Raw genomic sequence first — 19,556 nt, 5'->3', positions numbered from 1 at the left:
CGCCGTGTCGCCCAATATACGTTTATGTACTTTTTCACCCAGTGCGGCGCTGCCGGGGGTCGTCCATGACCCGGAGCGCGACCGACGAGGCCGCCGCGCCGCAGCTGCCCTCCCCCAAGGAGCGCCGCAGACTGCGCGAGGCGAAATCACTGAGCGAGGAGCAGGTGGCGGCGGCCGTCGGCGTCACGCGCGCCACCGTGCGCTCCTGGGAGACGGGGCGCACGAGCCCGCGCGGGCGCAAGCGCGCGCTGTACGCGAAGCTCATCGCTCCCGAACCGGAGACGCTCACCCCGACGCCGCCGACAGCTGCGACGGAGCCGCCGACTCCAGCCACGCCGGTTACTCCGGTCACTCCGGTCACTCCGGTCACTCCGGCGACTCCGGCGACTCCAACGGCTTCGGCGGCTCCGGAACTTATCCCGGAAACCGCTGCGGAAGCCGCCCCGGAAGCGATTCCCGAGGCCGCTCCGGAGGTGAAGGCAGTGGTGGCGGAGGCCCCGTCGACGGTGGCGGAGGCGGGCTCGGGCAGCGCTACCGAGGCGGTAGGCGAGCGGCGTCTCTCACCCGCCGAGGCATTCGACGAGCTGTACACCCGCACCGCCCCCGGCCTCGTTCGGCAGAGCTATCTCCTGACCGGCCGCCGCGCACTGGCCCGCGAGTCCGTCGAGCGAGCCTTCCAACTGGCCTGGCACCGCTGGCCCGAGGTGGCCGTCGACCGCGATCCGGCGGGCTGGGTGCGCGCGGCGGCGTACGAGTACGCGATGTCCCCCTGGCACCGGCTGCGCCGTGCGCACCGGCACCCCGACGCCCCGCCCACGGAGCCGGGGAAGCAGGCGCTGTTCGACGCGCTGCTGGAGCTGCCCCCGGCCTACCGGCGCACGCTGCTCCTGTACGACGGGGTCGGCCTGGACCTCCCGGAGACCGCGGCCGAGACGGAGGCCAGCACGCCGGCGGCGGCGGGCCGTCTGATGACCGCCCGCGCCGCCGTCGCCGAGCGGCTCCCCGAACTGGCGGCCGCCGACTCGCCCGCCGAGCAGTCGGCCCTGCTGCACGACCGGCTCGGTGGGCTCGCGCTCGCCGAGCACGTCCCCGTACCGCGGCCCGCCCGTGCCGTGCGCACCGGCAGCGAGGACAGGGCCAGGCTGTGGACCCGGGCCGCCATCGCGGGCGTCGCGGTCCTCATCGCCGTGACCGGACTGACCCTGCACACCGCGCCCACCCACTACGAGCAGCCGATCTCCCCCGCCGAGCGGGTCGGGGGCGTACCGCCCCGCGGTGGTCCGCAGAAGCTCACCGCGCAGGACCTGAAGCTCCAGAAGTCGCTGCGCGAACAGCTGGCGCGCGGCCCGGAGCGGCTGATCCCGCAGCTCCGTTGAGCCGTCGGGCGCTCGTCGCCCACCGGCTGCCGGCCGCGTACGCGAACGGCGCGGGCCCGCACCCCCGGTGATGCAGGGGCGCGGGCCCGCGCCGTTCGCAGCGTGTCTCTGCTGCCGGACCGAACGCGTCAGGCGCCGAGGATCTCGCGCGCCAGCTTGGCGGTCTCGGTCGGCGTCTTGCCGACCTTGACGCCGGCGGCCTCAAGGGCCTCCTTCTTCGCCTGGGCGGTGCCCGAGGAGCCGGAGACGATGGCGCCGGCGTGGCCCATGGTCTTGCCCTCCGGGGCGGTGAAGCCCGCGACGTAACCGACGACCGGCTTCGTGACGTTCTTCGCGATGAAGTCGGCGGCACGCTCCTCGGCGTCGCCGCCGATCTCGCCGATCATCACGATGAGGTCGGTCTCCGGGTCCGCCTCGAACGCCGCGAGGGCGTCGATGTGCGTGGTGCCGATGACCGGGTCGCCACCGATGCCGACGGCGGAGGAGAAGCCGATGTCACGGAGCTCGTACATCATCTGGTAGGTCAACGTGCCGGACTTCGACACGAGACCGATGCGGCCGGGCTTGGTGATGTCGCCCGGGATGATGCCGGCATTGGACTGGCCGGGGGTGATGAGACCCGGGCAGTTCGGACCGATGATCCGGGTCTTGTTGCCCTTCGCGCCGGCGTACGCCCAGAAGGCGGCCGAGTCGTGGACGGCGATGCCCTCGGTGATCACGACGGCGAGCGGGATCTCGGCGTCGATCGCCTCGACGACGGCGGCCTTCGAGAAGGCCGGCGGCACGAAGAGGACGGACACGTTCGCGCCGGTCTTCTCCATCGCCTCGGCGACGGAGCCGAAGACCGGTACCTCGGTGCCGTCGAAGTCGACGGAGGTGCCGGCCTTGCGCGGGTTCACGCCGCCGACGATGTTGGTGCCGTCGGCGAGCATGAGCTTGGTGTGCTTCATGCCCGTCGCGCCGGTCATCCCCTGGACGATGACCTTGCTGTCCTTGGTGAGGAAGATAGCCATGGTGGTCTGAGTCCCTCTTCCTTACTTCGCAGCCGCGGCGAGCTCGGCGGCCTTGTCGGCCGCGCCGTCCATGGTGTCCACGCGCTGCACGAGCGGGTGGTTGGCGTCGGAAAGGATCTTGCGACCCAGCTCCGCGTTGTTGCCGTCGAGACGCACGACCAGCGGCTTCTCGACCTTCTCGCCCTTGGACTCCAGCAGCGCGAGCGCCTGCACGATGCCGTTGGCGACCTCGTCGCAGGCGGTGATGCCACCGAAGACGTTGACGAAGACGGACTTGACGTCCGGGTCGCCGAGGATGATCTCCAGGCCGTTCGCCATGACCTCTGCGGAGGCGCCGCCACCGATGTCGAGGAAGTTGGCGGGCTTCACGTTGCCGTGGTTCTCACCGGCGTACGCGACGACGTCCAGGGTCGACATGACCAGACCGGCACCGTTGCCGATGATGCCGACCTCGCCGTCGAGCTTGACGTAGTTGAGGTTCTTGGCCTTGGCGGCAGCCTCGAGCGGGTTGGCTGCGGCCTTGTCCTCGAGCGCCTCGTGATCCGGCTGACGGAAGTCGGCGTTCTCGTCGAGAGACACCTTGCCGTCCAGGGCCAGGATCCGGCCGTCCTTGGTCTTGACCAGCGGGTTGACCTCGACGAGGAGGGCGTCCTCGGCGACGAAGGTGTCCCACAGGGTCACCATGGCCTCGGCGACACCCTCGGCCACGTCGTCCGGGAACTTCGCCTGGGCCACGATCTCGCGGGCCTTGACGATGTCGACCCCGTCGACGGCGTTGACCGGGACCTTCGCGAGGGCCTCGGGGGTCTTCTCCGCGACCTCCTCGATGTCCATGCCGCCCTGCACCGAGGCCATGGCCAGGAAGGTGCGGTTGGTGCGGTCGAGGAGGTACGAGACGTAGTACTCCGCCTCGATCTCCGGCGACAGCTCGGCGATCATCACCTTGTGGACCGTGTGGCCCTTGATGTCCATGCCGAGAATGTCGGTCGCCCGGGCGACCGCCTCGTCGGGGTCGGCCGCCAGCTTGACGCCGCCGGCCTTGCCGCGGCCGCCGACCTTCACCTGCGCCTTGACGACAGACTTGCCGCCCAGCTTCTCGGTCGCCTCGCGGGCTGCCTCAGGCGTGTCGATGACTTCACCGGCCAGCACCGGTACACCGTGCTTGGCGAAGAGGTCCCTCGCCTGGTACTCGAACAGGTCCACGCGCGTCCGTCCCTTTTAGTGGTATCGCGGTTCGTTCTTCTGCGTGGGCGTGCCGCGATGGGCAACGTGACTGCGCTGTCACTAGGGAGGCGTACACGGTGTCCGAGTACGCGGCATGTCCATCCGGCAGGTTATCCCCGCGCTCGGTGTGACCCTAAATCGCAGATCACACCTGAGCGGTGATAACGGTCACAGAGGGTGGCCCCTCCGGCTCCCGGGCGGGGATCGCCGGGAGCCGGAGGAGGCTGACCGGGCCCGGAGTACCCGGCCCGGGTCCCCTGGGACCGGGTACTCCGATGCGGTGAACCGCGCCGCCTCTCAGCCTGCGCGGTCCGTCCGGCTGAGGGCGCGAGCACCGCGCCCGGCTCAACGCGTGAGCGCTTCGCTCCTCTAGAGCGTGGGCAGCGCGTCCGTCGCGAAGGACGGGGCGAAGGACGGGGCGACCGAGGTGGCCTCCTGGACACCGGCGCCCGCATGAGCGACGACGGGACGGGCGTCCTCGCGGACCGTGTCCGCCAGACCGCCCGCGAACGGCCGGGTCTGCGCCCCGACGCCCTCGGCCAGCGGCTGCGCCCGGGTGGCGACCCCCTGGGCGAACGGCGCGACCGCGTCGCCGGTCAGCCCCTCGGCGAACGGCACGGCAGCACCCGTGACGCCCGCCGCCAGCGGCTGGACCTCGGTCGTGACGCCCTGGACGAACGGCGCGGCGGCGTCGCCGACGATTCCCCGGGCGAACGGCGCGACCTCACCGACGACTCCCCGGGCGAGCGTGCCGACGTCGCCGACCGCCTGCCCGACGACCGGGACGGCGGCGCCGACCGCACCCGCAGCGAGCGGCGGCAGCACGGAGTCGGAGGTCTGCCCGACCACGGCTCCGGCCTCCGCCAGCGCCCCCCGGACGGCGGCAGGCGCCTCGTTCTGCGCGTAGCCGGGGATCTCGATCGGCCCGAAGAGGTAGTCGATCTCGTCGACTACCGGCGCAGCGGGAAGCCGCACGGCCCCGGGCGCCTGCTGTACGTCGCCGAGGTCCGGGACCTCCGGGGCCTTCGGGACCTGCGGGACCTGCTGCGCGCGCACCTGTGACGGGAGCCCGTCCGACGGGAGGCCGTCCCGTACGTCGGCCGCACCGGCGGCCTTGCTCCCGACCTCCGTCAGCGTGTCCTTGACGCCATCGATGCCGTCGATGCCGTCGATGCGCGTGGGCTCCCTGAGTCCCTTGGCGTCGGTGACGTCCTTGACGGTCTCCGTCACGTCGGGGGCCTCGGCCGCCAGGTCCGGGGTGGAGAGCGGTACGGACACAGGCAGTTCGTCCGCGCTCGCCGCAGCGGTGCCGAGCGCCCACATACCGGTGGCGGTGGCGGCGACGGCTATGGATCGGCGCATGTTCTTGTGCATGGGTGTGTCAGATCCTTCGAAGATGTTCGGCAGTCCGGAGAGCTCCGGACGCGGGCAGACCTGTTCCGCCCCCGCGCGGCAGGTCGAGGCGGGGGAACGGCCTGCCCTAGCCGGGGAATTCGAGGATCTCGCCGGATCTGCCGGGCGCCGGGGAGGCGGTCGCGGGGAGGCCCGCTCCCCGGACGAGCGCGGTGTACGGACCCCCCGGGGCCCGGACCGCGTGCAGGTCGCCGCCGCGCGGCCCCTGGACATCGGCCACCGCCGTACGCACGAGTTCGCTACAGGGGCCGAACGGCGTGCGGGCCGGCGCCGGCATGGGCTCGGAGACCTGTGCGTGCCCGGCGTCCGGCGCTCCGGGGCCGTCCGGCACGGCCGACGCGGAGGCCGGTGTTCCCCTGCCTCGGTCATGGCCGACCGCAGGCTCGGCAGCGACATCCGCCCCGGCATCGCCCGGCGCCCCCGGGCCGGTCCCGGCGCCACGGCCGGTGTTCGGCACGGAAGGTGACGGAGCACCGGGTACGTCCGGCTCGCCGCCGGGCACACTCGGCAAGGGGAGCAAGGAGAAGAGCGGGGGAAGCCCCGGCAGGGACGGCACCAACGGCCGCACCACCCCGGCGACCCGGTCCACGGTGTCTCCCGCACCCGCGACCACGGCGTCGCGGATGCGAGCGGGCCTGGGAGCGGTGGGAGCAGTGGAAGTCGTGGAAGCGGCGGGTGTCGTGGAAGGAGTGGAGGCAAGGGCGTCTGCGGGGGCTGCGGGTTCGGCGGTCAGTTCCGCGGCGCATTCCACAACGGGTTCCGCAGGGGCTTCCCGTACGGCCCGCTGCTGTGCGGTCTGGTGCCGAGCGACCTGGTGCCGAGCGGCCTGTTGTCGAGCGGCCCGGTCGATCTGCTCGACCACTGGCTGGACCACCGGCCGGGCGACGGGCTCCGCTTCCCGCTCCGAGACCCGCCGGGCCGAAGACTCGACTGCCGTGCGTGCGGCGGCCTCGGTGACCGCGCCTTCCGACGCGGGTCCGCCGCGGAGACGGCGAGCAGGCCCGGGTCGGGGCGCTCCCGCGCGTCCGCCCACGAGGAGGCCCAGGGCCAGCATCCCGCCGAGGAACAGCACCACCTGTACCGCGCGACGCCCCGCCGTACCCCGCGCCGGGCGCGGGTCGACGGCCGCGCGGGCAGCGGCGGTCGCGGTCACCTCGCTGGCTATTCTTGGGCCTCCTTGTCCGGTATGGGCAGTGGCCTCTTCTCGATCGCCGCCGCCATGACGTCCGGGAAGAGATCCGGCGTACAGGCGAACGCAGGTGCGCCCAGCGCCCCGAGCGCCGCCGCGTGCTCGTGGTCGTACACGGGCGCGCCCTCGTCGGAGAGCGCGAGCAGCGCCACGAACTGCACGCCGGAGGCCTTCATCGCGGCGACCCGCTTGAGCATCTCGTCGCGTATGCCGCCCTCGTAGAGGTCGCTGATGAGGACGACGACGGTGTCAGCGGGGCGGGTGATCTTCGACTGGCAATAGGCGAGCGCCCGGTTGATGTCGGTGCCGCCGCCGAGCTGGGTGCCGAAGAGGACGTCGACCGGGTCGTCGAGCTGGTCCGTGAGGTCGACGACCGCCGTGTCGAAGACGACGAGCCGGGTCGAGACGGTGCGCATGGAGGCGAGGACCGCCCCGAAGACCGAGGCGTAGACGACCGAAGCGGCCATCGAGCCCGACTGGTCGATGCACAGGACGATGTCCTTCTTGGCGGACCGGGAGGCGCGCCCGTAGCCGATGAGGCGCTCGGGGACGATCGTGCCCGTCGGCTGCGCGCCGTCGGCCCCCGGGACGGGGAGGTAGTTCTTGAGGTTGGCCCGGATGGTGCGGTTCCAGTCGATGTCCCGGTGGCGGGGCCGACTGACGCGCGCCGAGCGGTCCAGGGCGCCGGCCAGGGTGGCTCTGGTGCGGCTCTCCAGCCGCTTCTCCAGGTCCTCGACGACCTTGCGGACCACAGCGCGTGCGGTCTCCTTCGTCGCCTCGGGCATCGCCTTGTTGAGGGAGAGCAGGGTGCCGACGAGGTGGACGTCCGCCTCGACGGCCTCCAGCATCTCCGGTTCGAGGAGCAGGGCCGCCAGGCCGAGCCGGTCGATCGCGTCGCGCTGCATGACCTGGACCACGGAGCTGGGGAAATAGGTCCGGATGTCGCCGAGCCAGCGGGCGACGGAGGGCGCCGACGCGCCGAGGCCCGCCGAACGGCCACCGGAGCCCCGGCCGCCGGGCTTCTTCCCCGCGCCCCCGCCGTACAGCGCGTCCAACGCACCGTCCATGGCCGCGTCCTGACCGGTGAGGGTGCGCCCGGTGCTGTCGGCGCTGTCCGCGCCGAGCACCATCCGCCAGCGCCGCAGCCGTTCGGCGTCGGGCAAGTGCGGGGCGGTGGGGCGCGCGGTCCCCGAGGCCTGTGCCGTCGTCCGTTCCATCGTCTCCGTCTCCCCTGTCGGGTCCGTCGTGCCCAGGTCCGTCTCCCCTGTCGAGCCCGACGCACCCGGGTCCGTCGTGGACGGATCGGTCGTGGACGGGTCCGTCGTGGTCGTCGTCATCCGGCCGCCTCCTCGGGCTCCGACCGGCGGCCGATCAGCAGGCGCAGCACCGACTCCACCGCGTCGGCCCTGGCCAGGTCCAGGCCGGGTCCGAAGCCCCCGGTCGCCCGGCCTGCGTCGTCCCGGCGGGTGCCCTCGGGCACAGGCCCGCGCCGGACCAGCTCGCCCAGAGTGCGCCGTACGCCCGGTTCGTACGCGGAGAACGTGCGGCGCAGGAGCGGCAGCACATCGGTGAACATCTCGCCAGGGACACCCGTCAACCAGGCGTCGACGAGCCCGAGCAGCCGCTCGTCATGGACCAGCAGCATGCCGCCCCCCGACGCACCGCCGACGAACCCCTCGATCCAGGCGGCGGCGTCGGCGGGCGGGGTTCCGGGCGAGAGCGCCAGGCCCATCAGGCGGGCCGCCTCGTCCTCCGCCAGCCGCCCCTCGTCCAGGAGCAGCCGAGTGGCCCGGCCCCGGATGATCCCGGCGACCGTGTCCCGGGCCGCCAGCTTGCGCAGGACGGCGTCCCAGCGCTCCCGCAGCCCTTCGGCCGGGGCCGCTCCGGCGAGCAGGAGCCCGATCGCGCCGTGCACGGCCTCGATCTGACGGCGCAGCGCCTCGGCCCCGTCCCCGTCGAGGCCGGTGCAGGCAGGCGGAAGGCCGACACAGATCCGCTCGGCGAGTCCGGCGGCGACCTCCGCGAGCGCCGCCGTGCCCGTGGAGCGCACGTCCCCGTACCGCAGGGAGCGGGCCAGGGCGGGCAGCGCGTCCGCTAGGTGGCCGACGTCCGCGTCGAGTGCGGCCCGGTCGGCGAGGGCCTTCATCACGACGGGCAGCGCGTCGGGCAGCCCGGCCAGGAGGCAGTGTTCGGCGAGTGCGGTGACGTCGGCCAGCGCGCTCGCCGCCACGGCCCCCGACTCGGCCTTCGCGGTGGCGGCGGTGAGGACGGTGGTGCCCCACACACCCGCCTCCGCGACCCGGACGTGCAGCTCCGGTTCCCAGCTCAGCCGCCAGCTCTCCCGGAAGGTGCCGGTGCTGCCCCGGCCCGCGACCGGGTCGCCCCAGCCGACGCCGAGGAGGCGCAGCCGGTGCAGGAGGCGGCTGCGGGCGGCGTCGGTCTCCTTGCGCAGGTCGAGGTCCACCTCGCGTTCCGACGCCTCCGGCTTGAGCCGGAGGGTGCGCTGGCTGCGGGTCAGGTCCCGTTGCAGCGGGACGGCCGGGGCCGCGTCCGGCACCTCGCCGAGGGTCTCGCCGACGATCAGCCGATCCCGGACGAGGGCGAGCGGGATATCGGACCCCTCGCACATGACGGCCCGCACCGCGTCGGTCGTCTCACCCTGCCCGGCCAGCGGGCGGCCGCGGAGGGCGGCGAGGGTCTCGGCGAGCCGGACGGCCTCGATGACGTGGGCGGTGGAGACGAACCAGCCCTCCTCGCGCAGCAGTCCGGCGACCTTGATCATCCAACGCTCGATCGGCCGGTCGGCGGCGTCGAAGAGGTGCCCGTACCAGCCCGGCGAGTCGATCCCCGCGCCGTATCCGCTGTGCCGGGCGAGCCGGCGGTGGGTCCACGGCACCCAGGTCAGGTCGGCCTTGACCTTCGGGAGGCCCTTGAGCAGGGCGCGGTCGGCGGCGAGAGTGGTCCGCGCCGCGAGGGCCGGAACGTGCCAGGCGCCGCACACGACGGCGACGCCGTCACCGAACTCCTTGCGAGCGGTACGGAGCTGGATCCGCATGTATGCCTCGCGCACCGCGTCCCGGGGCTGTCCGCCGTCGCCGTACGCCTCGCGCAGCGCGCTCATGGCTTCCGCCAGCGCGACGAACGGCGCGAGCGCGTCGCCCCCGTCGCTCTCGTCGCCCCCGTCGCTCTCGTCCACCGTGGTTCCGGATGAGCCGCCGGTGGGCGTCGCGCCGGTGGGTGAACGGTGCTCGACGACGTCCTCCCACCAGCGTTCGGGGTCGTCGTATCCGGCGGTCTCGGCGAGCACCCGGATCGGGTCGACGACCGGTGTGGCCTCTTCCCCGGCCCCCTCACCCGCCGCCGCCTCCTCGCTCCCCACGCCCGGCGCGGGTTCCTTGAGCGCGAGGGAGTGGGCGGCGGGCAGATCGATGAAGCGGACCGGGACGTCGTGGTCGAGAGCCCAGCGGATGGCCACCCACTCGGGCGAGAACGCGGCCATCGGCCAGAAGGAGGCAAGCCCCGGGTCGTCCACGGCGTGCGCGAGCAGTGCGACGGGGGGACGCATCCGCGGGTCGGCGGCGAGGGCCAGCAGCGCGTCGCCCTCGGGCGGTCCTTCGATGAGGACAGCGGCCGGGTGGGCCGCCGTGAGCGCGGCGAGGACCGCGCGGGCCGACCCGGGGCCGTGGTGCCGCACCCCCAGGAGCCAGGGCCCGGCAGCCGCGCGGGACCCCGGCCTGGCGGCTCCGCCCGTCGTAGCCGCCGTCACGGTGCCGGTCATCGGGGCCGTCCCGGTCCCAGCCGCTGTCCGGATCGTGGCCGCTGCCCCGGTCGCCGCTGCCATCCCGGCGGGGCTCGTCGTCCCGGCGGGGCTCGTCGTCCCGGCGGGGCTCGTCATGCGGATACCTCGCGGCAGGCGCGGTAGAAGTCCTTCCAGCCGTCCCGCTCGCGGACCACGGTCTCCAGATACTCCTGCCAGACCACCCGGTCCGCCGCCGGGTCCCGGACGACCGCGCCGAGGATGCCGGCCGCGACGTCGCCGGGGCGCAGGACGCCGTCGCCGAAGTGGGCGGCGAGCGCGAGACCGTTCGTGACGACGGAGATCGCCTCCGCGGTGGAGAGTGTGCCGGAAGGTGACTTGAGCTTGGTGCGCCCGTCGGTGGTCACCCCGTCGCGCAGTTCGCGGAAGACCGTCACCACGCGCCGGATCTCGGTCAGGCCCTCCGGCGCCGCGGGCAGGTCGAGCGAGCGGCCGATCTGGTCGACCCGCCGGGACACGATGTCGACCTCGGCCTCCGGGGTGGCGGGCAGGGGCAGCACGACGGTGTTGAACCGGCGGCGCAGCGCGCTGGACAGCTCGTTGACGCCGCGGTCCCGGTCGTTGGCCGTGGCGATGAGATTGAAGCCGCGGACGGCCTGGACCTCCTGTCCCAGCTCGGGAACGGGAAGCGTCTTCTCGGACAGGATCGTGATGAGCGAGTCCTGCACGTCGGCCGGGATGCGGGTCAACTCCTCGACCCGGGCGGTCATGCCTTCGGACATCGCCCGCATCAGCGGACTGGGCACCAGGGCGTCGCGGCTGGGGCCGTGGGCGAGCAGCTGAGCGTAGTTCCACCCGTAGCGGACGGCTTCCTCGGGCGTCCCCGCCGTGCCCTGCACGAGCAGCGTCGAGTCACCGCTGACGGCGGCGGCGAGATGCTCGGACACCCAGGTCTTGGCCGTGCCGGGGACGCCCAGCAGGAGCAGGGCCCGGTCGGTGGCAAGCGTGGTCACGGCCACCTCGACCAGGCGGCGCGGGCCCACGTACTTCGGTGTGATCACGGTGCCGTCCGGCAGGGTCCCGCCCTGCAGATAGGTGGCGACGGCCCAGGGCGAGAGCCGCCAACGGGCGGGCCTCGGGCGGTCGTCGGCGGCTTCGAGCGCCTTCAGCTCGTCGGCGAACGCGTCCTCGGCGTGCGGGCGCAGCACCTCGGCGCCCGCCTCCGGTGCGACGGCGGCGATGGTTTCGGACACGGTCATGGGTCCCCCTCCAGATCGGTCGACCTGATGTGGTTCCCACCGTGCACCATGCCACTGACAACGGGCCCTGACCCCAGGTCAGGACCCGTCCGTCGGCTCGCGGGACCGGGCCCGGCCGCCCCCCGCCGAGCCCCGCTCAGCCGAGCCCCGCTCAGCCGGTCAGCCGGTCAGCCGGTCAGCCCACGATCGGCGATACCGCGACGCAGCCGCCTGCCGTGAGCATGCCCTCCCCCTTCGCCTCCTTGATGACCTTGCCCTTGTACGTGATGGTGCAGGTGACGTCGGCGCCGCCCGCGTCCAGGGCCATCGGCATGACGGCGGGCGGCATGATGCCGCGCAGCTCGACGGTCTTCTTCCACGGCAGGGTCGGCGAGGTGACGGTCTCCAGCTTGGGCTCCATGGCCTCCCCGCCACCCCCGTGGTACGTGATCTCGTCGACGCTCTTGCCGGTGACCTCGTACGTGACCTCGTACTTCTCGTCCACGGTCGTGTCGACCGCCTTCCCGACCGCCTCGTCGACCGACTCGGCCGAGCAGGCGCCGAGACCGAGCACGAGACCGGCGACGGCGAGGGCGTGGGCAGCGGCGCCTACGGGGCGGGTGGTTCTGGTGGTGCGTGCGGTGCGGATGGTGCGGTTCATTCCGGGATCCCCCCTGGATCGGACCGGGCACGGATCTGTTCCGTACGCGGAGATCGCAGAGAAACGCAAGGGAATGGCAAAGTCAAATCCCGGTCGGGACGGCTGCTTCGCAGGTCGGAGGGGATTGTCAGTGGTGCCCCCTACCGTCGGGGACATGCTGCTATCTCACGGGGGAGAGCCCTCGCCCACCGGTGGACCGGTGGCGCGCTGGTCGGTGGAACAGGTGCTGGCGCTGGCTCCTGACGACGCTTCACGCAAGGCGGGTACGCGGCTCGGCGCGGTCGGCCCGTGGACGGGCACGGGCCGCGATGCCGCGGGCGCGCTGTGGGGCCTGTGCAAGGGGAGCGGGAGCACGCCGTACCGGACGGTGGTCGACACCACCGGCCCCGCCTACTCCTGCAGTTGCCCGAGCCGGAAGTTCCCGTGCAAGCACGCACTGGGTCTGTTGCTGCTCCGGGCGTCCGACGACGCCGCGTTCCGGCCGGGCGAGCCTGCCGACTGGGCCGTGGCGTGGATCGAGGCCCGGCATGGACGCGCGGTGCAGAAGGGCGGGCCCGCCGCGGGCGGCGACACCGCGCGGGGCCCCGCCGACACCGCTGCCGCCAGGAAGCGGGCGGAGCGCCGTGCCGAGCGCGTCACGGGCGGGGCACAGGAGCTGGAACAGCGACTGGCCGACCTGCTGCGCGGCGGACTCGCCGCGACCGACCGCTCGGGGTACGGCCTGTGGGAGGAGACCGCCGCCCGCATGGTCGACGCCCAGGCCCCCGGGCTCGCGGCCCGCGTGAGGGAGCTGGGCGCGATCAGCGGATCCGGTCCGGGCTGGCCGGTCCGCCTGCTGGAGGAGTGCGCTCTGCTCCACCTGCTGGACACGGCCTGGCTCGGCCGGCAGCGGCTGCCGGACCCGCTGGCCGCGACCGTGCGCACGAGAATGGGGCTGCCCGTGTCCGCCGAGGGCCCCCCGGTCCGCGACCACTGGCTGGTCCTCGCGCAGTACGACACCCCGGACGGCAAGATCGTCGCCCGTCGGATCTGGCTGTACGGGCGGGAGTCGGGCCGTACGGCTCTGCTGCTCTCGTTCGGCGCGGCGGGCCGGGCCCCGGCGCAGGCGCTGCCGGTGGGCGCGACGGTCGATGCCGAGCTGACGCCGTATCCGGGCGGCGGGCAGCTCCGTGCGGATCTGGGCGAGCAGTTCGGCGCCTTGGCCCCGGCCGGGCCTCCACCGGGAATCGCCGCGGCGGCCGCGCCGGCCGTCTACGGCGAAGCCCTGCGGGAGGACCCCTGGCTGGACGCCTGGCCGGTCACCCTGCGCGACGTCATACCCGTGCCGGCCAAGGACGGCTGGCAGGTCGTGGACGCGCACGCCGACTCCGCCGTGCCGATCGCCCCGGCAGCGCTGTCCCGGCCGGGTCTGTGGAAGCTCGTCGCCCTGTCCGGCGGCGGCCCGGTCACCGTGTTCGGCGAGATCGGCCACCGCGGCTTCGACCCGCTGGCGGCCTGGGACCCGAGCGAGGCGGAGGAGGGCGGACGCACTACGGGCGGTTCTGTCGTCCAACTGGTCTGACCCGCACGACCGGCCGACGCCCCGCCCCACCTGCCCGTCCGTCCGCCTGCCCGTCCCCCTTCCCGCTCGTCCGTCCCCCTTCCCGCCCGTCCGTCCGCCTGCCCGCCCGGCCGTCTGCTCGTCCGTCCGCCCGTCCGTCCGCCGCGAACTCCGGCCCGTCGCCCCGCCCGCTCACTGCCCGCCGCCCCTCCGCCGCCACCTCAGTACCGTCCCTCCCCGCCCCGATCCGCCGTCCCAGTACGACATCCGCGCATTCCTGCCGCTGGAGGGGAAAGATGCCTCGCACGACCAGCCCCACCGCCGTCACCGCCGATACCGTCACCGCCGGTACCGCCATCACCACTGCCACTGCCACTGCCGCGTCCGCTACCACCGCCGGTACCGATAGCACCGCTGCCACCGCTCGCGCCTCCGTCGACTGCCTCCCCTGGGAGGAGTTGGTCACCTCGGCGCTCCTGGGCACCGACCGCCGCCCCCCGACGCCACGCGGCGGCTCCGTGCCGGCCGATGCGCCCGCGGCCCTGCTGGACGCCGCCGCGCTGCATACCGTGCGGCAGCGGGCCGGACTGCTGCCGGCCGTGCCGGTGGCCCGGCCCGAGCCCGCCGCCCCGGATCCCCGCCCGGCGCTCCCCGACGCCGCCAGGCACCGGCTCGCCCACCTGCTGGCCGACCGTGCCGCGCCCTCGGGCGGCGGTCGGCGCGGGGCCGCCCCCGACCTCACCGAGCTGATCCCGCAGTGGCTGGCCACCGCCAACCGGCAGGGTTTCCGCGCCCCGGCGGCCCTGTTGCCGCCGCTGCTGGACGCTGCCCGCGCCCGCACGGACCTGCGCCCGCAGGCGCTCGCGTTCGCCGGGCCGCGCGGTCTGTGGCTGGCCGGGCTGAATCCCGACTGGAAGTTCGCCCTGCGGGGCGGGGCGAGCGGCGCGCTCCACCCCGACATCACGGACCCGGAAGCGGTGGGCCTGCTGTGGGAGGAGGGACTGTTCGCGGAACGGGTCGCGTTGCTCGACGCCGTACGGGCGCAGGATCCCCCCGCCGCGCTCACCCTGCTCGCCACCACCTGGTCGGCCGAACGGGCCGAGGACCGGCTGATGTTCCTGGACTCCCTGAGATCCGGGCTCGGGGCCGACGACGAGCCGTTCCTGGAGCAGGCCCTGTCCGACCGCAGCCGCAACGTCCGCGCCACCGCCGCCGAGCTGCTGTCAGCGCTGCCCGAGTCGGCGCTCGCCGGACGGATGGCGGCCCGCGCGTCATCCTGCGTGAACCCGGACCGTACGAGGGACATCGCCTCCATAGCCGTGGAGGCGCCGCACGAGTGCGACGCGGCGATGCAGCGCGACGGCGTCACAGCGGTCCCGCCGACCGGCCGAGGCGAACGCTCGTGGTGGCTCGGGCAGTTGGTGGAGGCCACCCCCCTGGGCGTCTGGGAGGAGCGGTTCGGCGGACGGTCCGCCGAGGAGATCGTGGCCCTGCCCGTCGCCGACGACTGGGCCGGCGAGCTGCACGCCGCCTGGTGCCGGGCGTCCGTGCGGCAGCAGAATCCGCAGTGGGCCCGGGCCCTGCTCGGGCACCCCTCGGCACCCCCGGCGAGCGGTCCCGGGACGGCCTCGATCGCCGAGCGTTCGAAGCTCCTCGCCATCCTGGACCAGTCCGAACGCGCGTCCTGGGTGGCCGAGTTCATAGCGGCGCACGGCCTCTCGGAGGCGTTCCAGCTGCTCGGGGTCTGCACGGTCCCCTGGGCCGGGCCGCTCGGTCGGGCGGTGGTCGACGCTCTCGACATCGCGCGGGACGGCGGGAGTTATCCGTGGAGCTTCAGCGGAGTGATGGGCCTCGCGGAACGCTGCCTGGATCCTGCCGAGGCGGACCGGCTGGAAGTCCTGACGGCCGCACAGGACGAGCAGGAGGGAGCGTCGCCCGGGGCGGGCGGCTACTGGTCGGAGGCCTTCCAGCGCCTGGTCTCCACCCTGCGGCTGCGCGCCACGATGGAGGCGGAACTGATGGCCTGATGCCGCGAAGGAGGCGGGGCCGATGTCGTGACGGTGAAGCCGAGTTCCTGACGGCGAAGCCCATGTCATGACAGCAGAGCCGATGTCATGACGCCGCCCAGGGAGCTGGGTCCGTCCGCCGCGAGGGGGGCAAGGCAGGACGGGGACTGACGGCCTGCGGCGGCGACGGACCCGCCGCCGCCCGCGCGGGCCCCGTGCGCAGCGGGCCCGCTCCGGGGTCGGTGTTCAGGCCTGGGCGGCCTGCCGGACGTTGGCGTTGACCCACGTGACGATCTCGGTCGTCGTCGCCCCCGGGGTGAACAGCTCCGCGACGCCCAGCTCCTTCAGGGGCGCGATGTCGTCCTCCGGGATGATGCCGCCGCCGAACACCTTGATGTCCTCCGCCTCCCGGTCCTTCAGCAGCTCGATCACCTTGGCGAACAGCGTGTTGTGCGCCCCGGAGAGGATCGAGAGGCCGATGGCGTCGGCGTCCTCCTGGATCGCCGTGTCGACGATCTGCTCGGGGGTCTGGTGGAGCCCCGTGTAGATCACCTCCATGCCGGCGTCCCGCAACGCCCGCGCGATGACTTTGGCCCCGCGGTCGTGGCCGTCGAGTCCCGGCTTGGCCACCACCACACGGATCGGACCGGTCACACCCATCACTGCCTCCACCTGGTCTCCCGCGCCTGAAGGGCCGGGGATGTGAACGAACGTTATCCACAGCATCCCGCAAGGCGCTGTTTCGCGGCAGGCGGGGAGGGGGAAATCACATGTGGGACATGTTCGCCAGGCGTCGCCCCCCGTTCCACGCGGTGTTCCGGCCGCGCGGGGTCCGGCGCAAGGGGAGCCGCTACGAGGTTGCCGTACCACCGCGCCGCCAGCCGCACGGCACGGTGGTACGGCACCCGTCGCCGCCCGGCCGCCACCGGCCGCGCGGCCCTCGTGCCGACACCCCGTGAGGGCGTGCGGGCACGGGAGCCGCCTTCCCGTACGCCAGTGCAGGAGGTCGGCCGTGAAGCTCCTCCCTCCCCTTCCCCCGCTGCCCCGCCTGCCGGGCCCCCGGATGTCGTCCGCGTTGCTCGCCGCCACCGCGCTGGAGCTGGTTGTCCTCGCCGGGCACCTGATCGCCTACCCCTTCGGCCTCACCCCGGAGCGCCGCCCTTCGCCCCGTCCGCCGGCCCCGCCGACGAGCACCGGCGCCGGCGGTCCCGACGAGGGCGACCCCGACGAGGGCGAGGCAGCCGCCCACGCGGCCACCGCCCGGGGCGAGGCGACTGCGACCACCGCCCTGCCGGTCGCACCCACCGTCGCGCCACCCGTCGTCCTGCTGCACGGCTTCATCGACAACCGTTCCGTGTTCGTCGTCCTGCGTCGCGCACTGACCCGGCGCGGCCATCGCCACCTGGAATCCCTCAACTACTCGCCGCTGACACGCGACATCCGCACCGCCGCCGAACTGCTCGGGCGGCATGTGGAGGAGATCTGCTCGCGCACCGGGCACAGCCGGGTCGACGTCGTCGGGCACAGCCTGGGCGGCCTGATCGCCCGGTACTACGTACAGCGACTAGGTGGTGACCGACGGGTGCGCACCCTGGTCACGCTCGGAACCCCGCACGGGGGCACTGCCGTCGCCCCCGGGGCGGGCGTTCACCCCATCGTGCGTCAGATGCGTGGCGGTTCCTCCGTGATCGAGGAACTGCGCGGCCCCGCTCCCGGCTGTCGGACCCGGTTCGTGAGCTTCTGGAGCGAGTTGGACCAGGTGATGGTCCCCGTCAGAACCGCGTGCGTCGACCATCCCGATCTCGACGCGGTGAACGTGCGCGTCACCGGCATCGGACACCTCGCACTGCCCGTGCACCCGACGGTGGCCGCCGCGATCCGTGAGGCTCTCGAGGCGCCGGAGACCGCGGAGGACACCGCCACCGCCACCGGATCCTCCACCGGAGCGACTTCCGCGGCCTGAAATAGAACACCACTCGAACGTAGGGCCAAGGCTGCGCCTGCCGTCCACCGAAAGACGGCCGATTGCCCGTTTCCTGCGAACGTAAAACCTGTCGAAGATTGTCGTCCTCACATACCGCCGGGTACAGTCGCGGCCACTGCTTCCCCCTGGGACTCCCCTGACCGGGACCCAGAACAGTCCTGCTGCCGAGGCGAGAGAGAAGTTGGTGAACGACCAGCACCCCCACGCCGGGCACGTCGGGTACGACGACCGATCGACCGGCGGCTTCGACACCGACCCGCTCTTCGGCTCCCTTCCGGGCGGCCACGAAACCGGCTACGCCGCGGGTCACCCCGCCGCCGGATACGGCGACAGCACCTACGGCGCCGGATACGACACGACATACGCGACCGGGCAGCCGGACCACAGCGGCCAGTACGACGCCTCCGCGTGGAACACCGACACCGGTGCCCAACAGACGCCCGCCTACGACGGCTACGCCGCCCAGGAGCAGTCCCCGCAGCAGTGGGACACCTCCGGGGCCTGGCAACAGGTCGTCGAACAGGACCTGACCGGCCAGTGGGCGACCGCCGACACCGGCGCGTTCCCCACCACCGGCTTCCCCGCCGCCCCGTACGGCACGGACACCGCGTACGCCACGGAGGCGTACGGCACCGGGGCCTACGGGACGACCACCTACGACACCGGTTCGTACCCGGACGACACCGGTGCGTATCCGGCCGGCACCGCGTACGGAACCGGCGGCGTCCACGGCGCCGACGCCTACGAGACCGGTTCGTATCCGACCGGCGCGTACGGCACGGCGGCCGTCGCCGCCGACACCGGGACGTACGCCACCACCGCCTTCACCACCGGCACGTTCGACACGGGCGCACATGACACCGGGGCGCATGACTTCGGGGCGCACGGCAACGGATCGCACGACAGCGGGTCGTACGACCTCGGCACCTACGACCTCGGCGCCCACGAAACCGGTGCCTACACCGCGGCCGCGTACGACACGGGCGCCTACGACGCCACCGCGTGGAACTCCGGCGCCACGCCCGGGGACACCGCATACGAACCCGAACAGACGTCGCACCCGCTGTACGAACAGCAGTCGGCCGACGCGACCGCTCCCGGGGCGGCAGCCGAACCGGACGTTCCGGCCGGGGAGCCGGAGACCGGCCACCACACCACCGCCGAGTTCGCCGCCCTCGCACCGGACGCCGCGCCGGAGCCGGACGCCGGGGACGACTCCCCCGCCCCGTACTCCGTGAACCGCACCGCGGTCCGCCCTCCCGCTCCCCGCAACCGCGCCCGTCGGCGTACTCCCGCCAAACGTTCCGCCCTGCTCACCGTCGCGGTGCCGTCCGCCTGCGTGATGAGCGTCGCGGGCATCGCCGCCGCCTCGGTCGGCGGGATGCCCGGCGGCGAGGATAAGCAGGAGGAGACGACCACCTCACTGGCGGTCGCCGACCCCAGCACAGTCAAGCCGGTCGCCGCGAACAACCGGTTGGACAGCCAGCTGGAGCAGCTCTCCGCGGGCAGCGACGACTTCCGTGAGCGCGCGAGCCGCACCCAGGAGCGCATCGACCTGCGGGAGCGGCAGGCGGCGGAGAAGAAGAAGCGCGAGGAGGAGGCCGCACGCCGCGAGGCGCTGCGCCCCAAGTTCGTCCTGCCGGTCAAGCAGCACGGGCTCAGCGCCTACTACGGCCAGGCGGGCGTCAACTGGATGTCCGTGCACTCGGGCATCGACTTCCCCGTCTCGTACGGCACTCCCGTGATGGCCGCGACCGATGGCACCGTGCGCACCCAGCTGAACAGCGCCTACGGTGTCATGGCCATCGTGACCGCGGCCGACGGCACCGAGACCTGGTACTGCCACCTCAGCAGCACCAAGATCCGCTCGGGCCCGGTGAAGGCCGGTGACGTCATCGCGTACTCCGGGAACTCGGGCAACTCCACCGGTCCGCACCTGCACTTCGAGGTCCGGCCCGGCGGCGGCTCGGCGATCGACCCGCTGGCGTGGCTGCGCAGCAAGGGCATCGACCCGAGCTGAGACGGAATCACCGGCCCGGGCGCGCCGGGGGGGGGGGGGGGGGGCCCCCCCCCCAAACAGGCGCGCGGGTGGGCCGCGATGCAACCCCCGGCATCGACTGGGACGCCCACGAACCCACCCCCCAGGCCAAGGGGA

14 protein-coding genes are annotated in these 19,556 nt (G+C 73.5%); 5 read left to right on the top strand and 9 right to left on the bottom strand.

All coding sequences use genetic code 11. The features are described from left to right. Positions 1-65: 65 nt before the first annotated feature. Positions 66-1,376: a helix-turn-helix domain-containing protein gene (locus ACIRJT_RS02615; protein ID WP_403903482.1), complete on the top strand. Its 1,311-nt coding sequence runs from the start codon at positions 66-68 to the stop codon at positions 1,374-1,376. 128 nt (positions 1,377-1,504) lie between these two features. Here the strand turns inward: ACIRJT_RS02615 and sucD are convergent, their stop codons facing one another. From sucD to ACIRJT_RS02575, 8 genes are all read right to left on the bottom strand, one after another. Next, on the bottom strand, positions 1,505-2,389 hold the full coding sequence (gene sucD / locus ACIRJT_RS02610; protein ID WP_018955930.1) for a succinate--CoA ligase subunit alpha: 885 nt from the start codon (positions 2,387-2,389) through the stop codon (positions 1,505-1,507). A 21-nt stretch (positions 2,390-2,410) separates the two neighbouring features. After that, positions 2,411-3,592, bottom strand: a complete 1,182-nt coding sequence (gene sucC / locus ACIRJT_RS02605) for an ADP-forming succinate--CoA ligase subunit beta (RefSeq protein WP_403903480.1) — start codon at positions 3,590-3,592, stop codon at positions 2,411-2,413. A 390-nt stretch (positions 3,593-3,982) separates the two neighbouring features. Further along, positions 3,983-4,987 carry a hypothetical protein gene (locus ACIRJT_RS02600; protein WP_403903478.1) on the bottom strand — a complete coding sequence of 335 codons (1,005 nt, stop codon included), beginning with the start codon at positions 4,985-4,987 and terminating at the stop codon, positions 3,983-3,985. A gap of 106 nt (positions 4,988-5,093) precedes the next feature. Continuing rightward, on the bottom strand, positions 5,094-6,179 hold the full coding sequence (locus ACIRJT_RS02595; RefSeq protein ID WP_403903476.1) for a hypothetical protein: 1,086 nt from the start codon (positions 6,177-6,179) through the stop codon (positions 5,094-5,096). Between the two features lie 8 nt (positions 6,180-6,187). After that, positions 6,188-7,552, bottom strand: coding sequence for a VWA domain-containing protein (locus ACIRJT_RS02590; RefSeq protein ID WP_403903474.1), 1,365 nt, complete (start codon positions 7,550-7,552; stop codon positions 6,188-6,190). Further along, positions 7,549-9,993, bottom strand: coding sequence for a DUF5682 family protein (locus tag ACIRJT_RS02585; protein ID WP_403904429.1), 2,445 nt, complete (start codon positions 9,991-9,993; stop codon positions 7,549-7,551). Before ACIRJT_RS02585 ends, ACIRJT_RS02590 begins: the two co-directional genes overlap by 4 nt. Before the next feature lie 113 nt (positions 9,994-10,106). After that, the gene (locus tag ACIRJT_RS02580; protein ID WP_403903472.1) at positions 10,107-11,231 is read right to left on the bottom strand and encodes an AAA family ATPase; all 1,125 of its coding nucleotides are present in this window, start codon (positions 11,229-11,231) and stop codon (positions 10,107-10,109) included. A gap of 175 nt (positions 11,232-11,406) precedes the next feature. Next, positions 11,407-11,871, bottom strand: coding sequence for a hypothetical protein (locus tag ACIRJT_RS02575; protein WP_403903469.1), 465 nt, complete (start codon positions 11,869-11,871; stop codon positions 11,407-11,409). 154 nt (positions 11,872-12,025) lie between these two features. On the opposite strand from ACIRJT_RS02575, the gene ACIRJT_RS02570 reads away from it, so the two are divergent. Further along, entirely contained in the window at positions 12,026-13,432 is a 1,407-nt protein-coding gene (locus ACIRJT_RS02570) for an SWIM zinc finger family protein (protein WP_403903467.1), read from the top strand. 275 nt (positions 13,433-13,707) lie between these two features. Further along, entirely contained in the window at positions 13,708-15,438 is a 1,731-nt protein-coding gene (locus ACIRJT_RS02565) for a DUF5691 domain-containing protein (protein WP_403903465.1), read from the top strand. 225 nt (positions 15,439-15,663) lie between these two features. On the opposite strand, the gene ACIRJT_RS02560 is transcribed toward ACIRJT_RS02565, so the two are convergent. Then, the gene (locus ACIRJT_RS02560) at positions 15,664-16,077 is read right to left on the bottom strand and encodes a cobalamin B12-binding domain-containing protein (RefSeq protein ID WP_319598284.1); all 414 of its coding nucleotides are present in this window, start codon (positions 16,075-16,077) and stop codon (positions 15,664-15,666) included. A 352-nt stretch (positions 16,078-16,429) separates the two neighbouring features. Here ACIRJT_RS02560 and ACIRJT_RS02555 point away from each other — a divergent pair, with 352 nt between their 5' ends. Both ACIRJT_RS02555 and ACIRJT_RS02550 read left to right on the top strand, forming a co-directional pair. After that, positions 16,430-17,380 carry a lipase family alpha/beta hydrolase gene (locus ACIRJT_RS02555; protein WP_403903463.1) on the top strand — a complete coding sequence of 317 codons (951 nt, stop codon included), beginning with the start codon at positions 16,430-16,432 and terminating at the stop codon, positions 17,378-17,380. A 205-nt stretch (positions 17,381-17,585) separates the two neighbouring features. After that, the gene (locus ACIRJT_RS02550) at positions 17,586-19,421 is read left to right on the top strand and encodes a M23 family metallopeptidase (RefSeq protein WP_403903461.1); all 1,836 of its coding nucleotides are present in this window, start codon (positions 17,586-17,588) and stop codon (positions 19,419-19,421) included. The last annotated feature ends 135 nt before the right edge of the window (positions 19,422-19,556 follow it).

This window comes from Streptomyces sp. NPDC102283 (genome assembly GCF_044766265.1).
In the GTDB taxonomy this organism is placed as follows: Bacteria; Actinomycetota; Actinomycetes; order Streptomycetales; family Streptomycetaceae; genus Streptomyces.
Note: the sequence above shows the minus strand (reverse complement) of the source record. Positions and strands in the feature narration are given on the sequence as shown.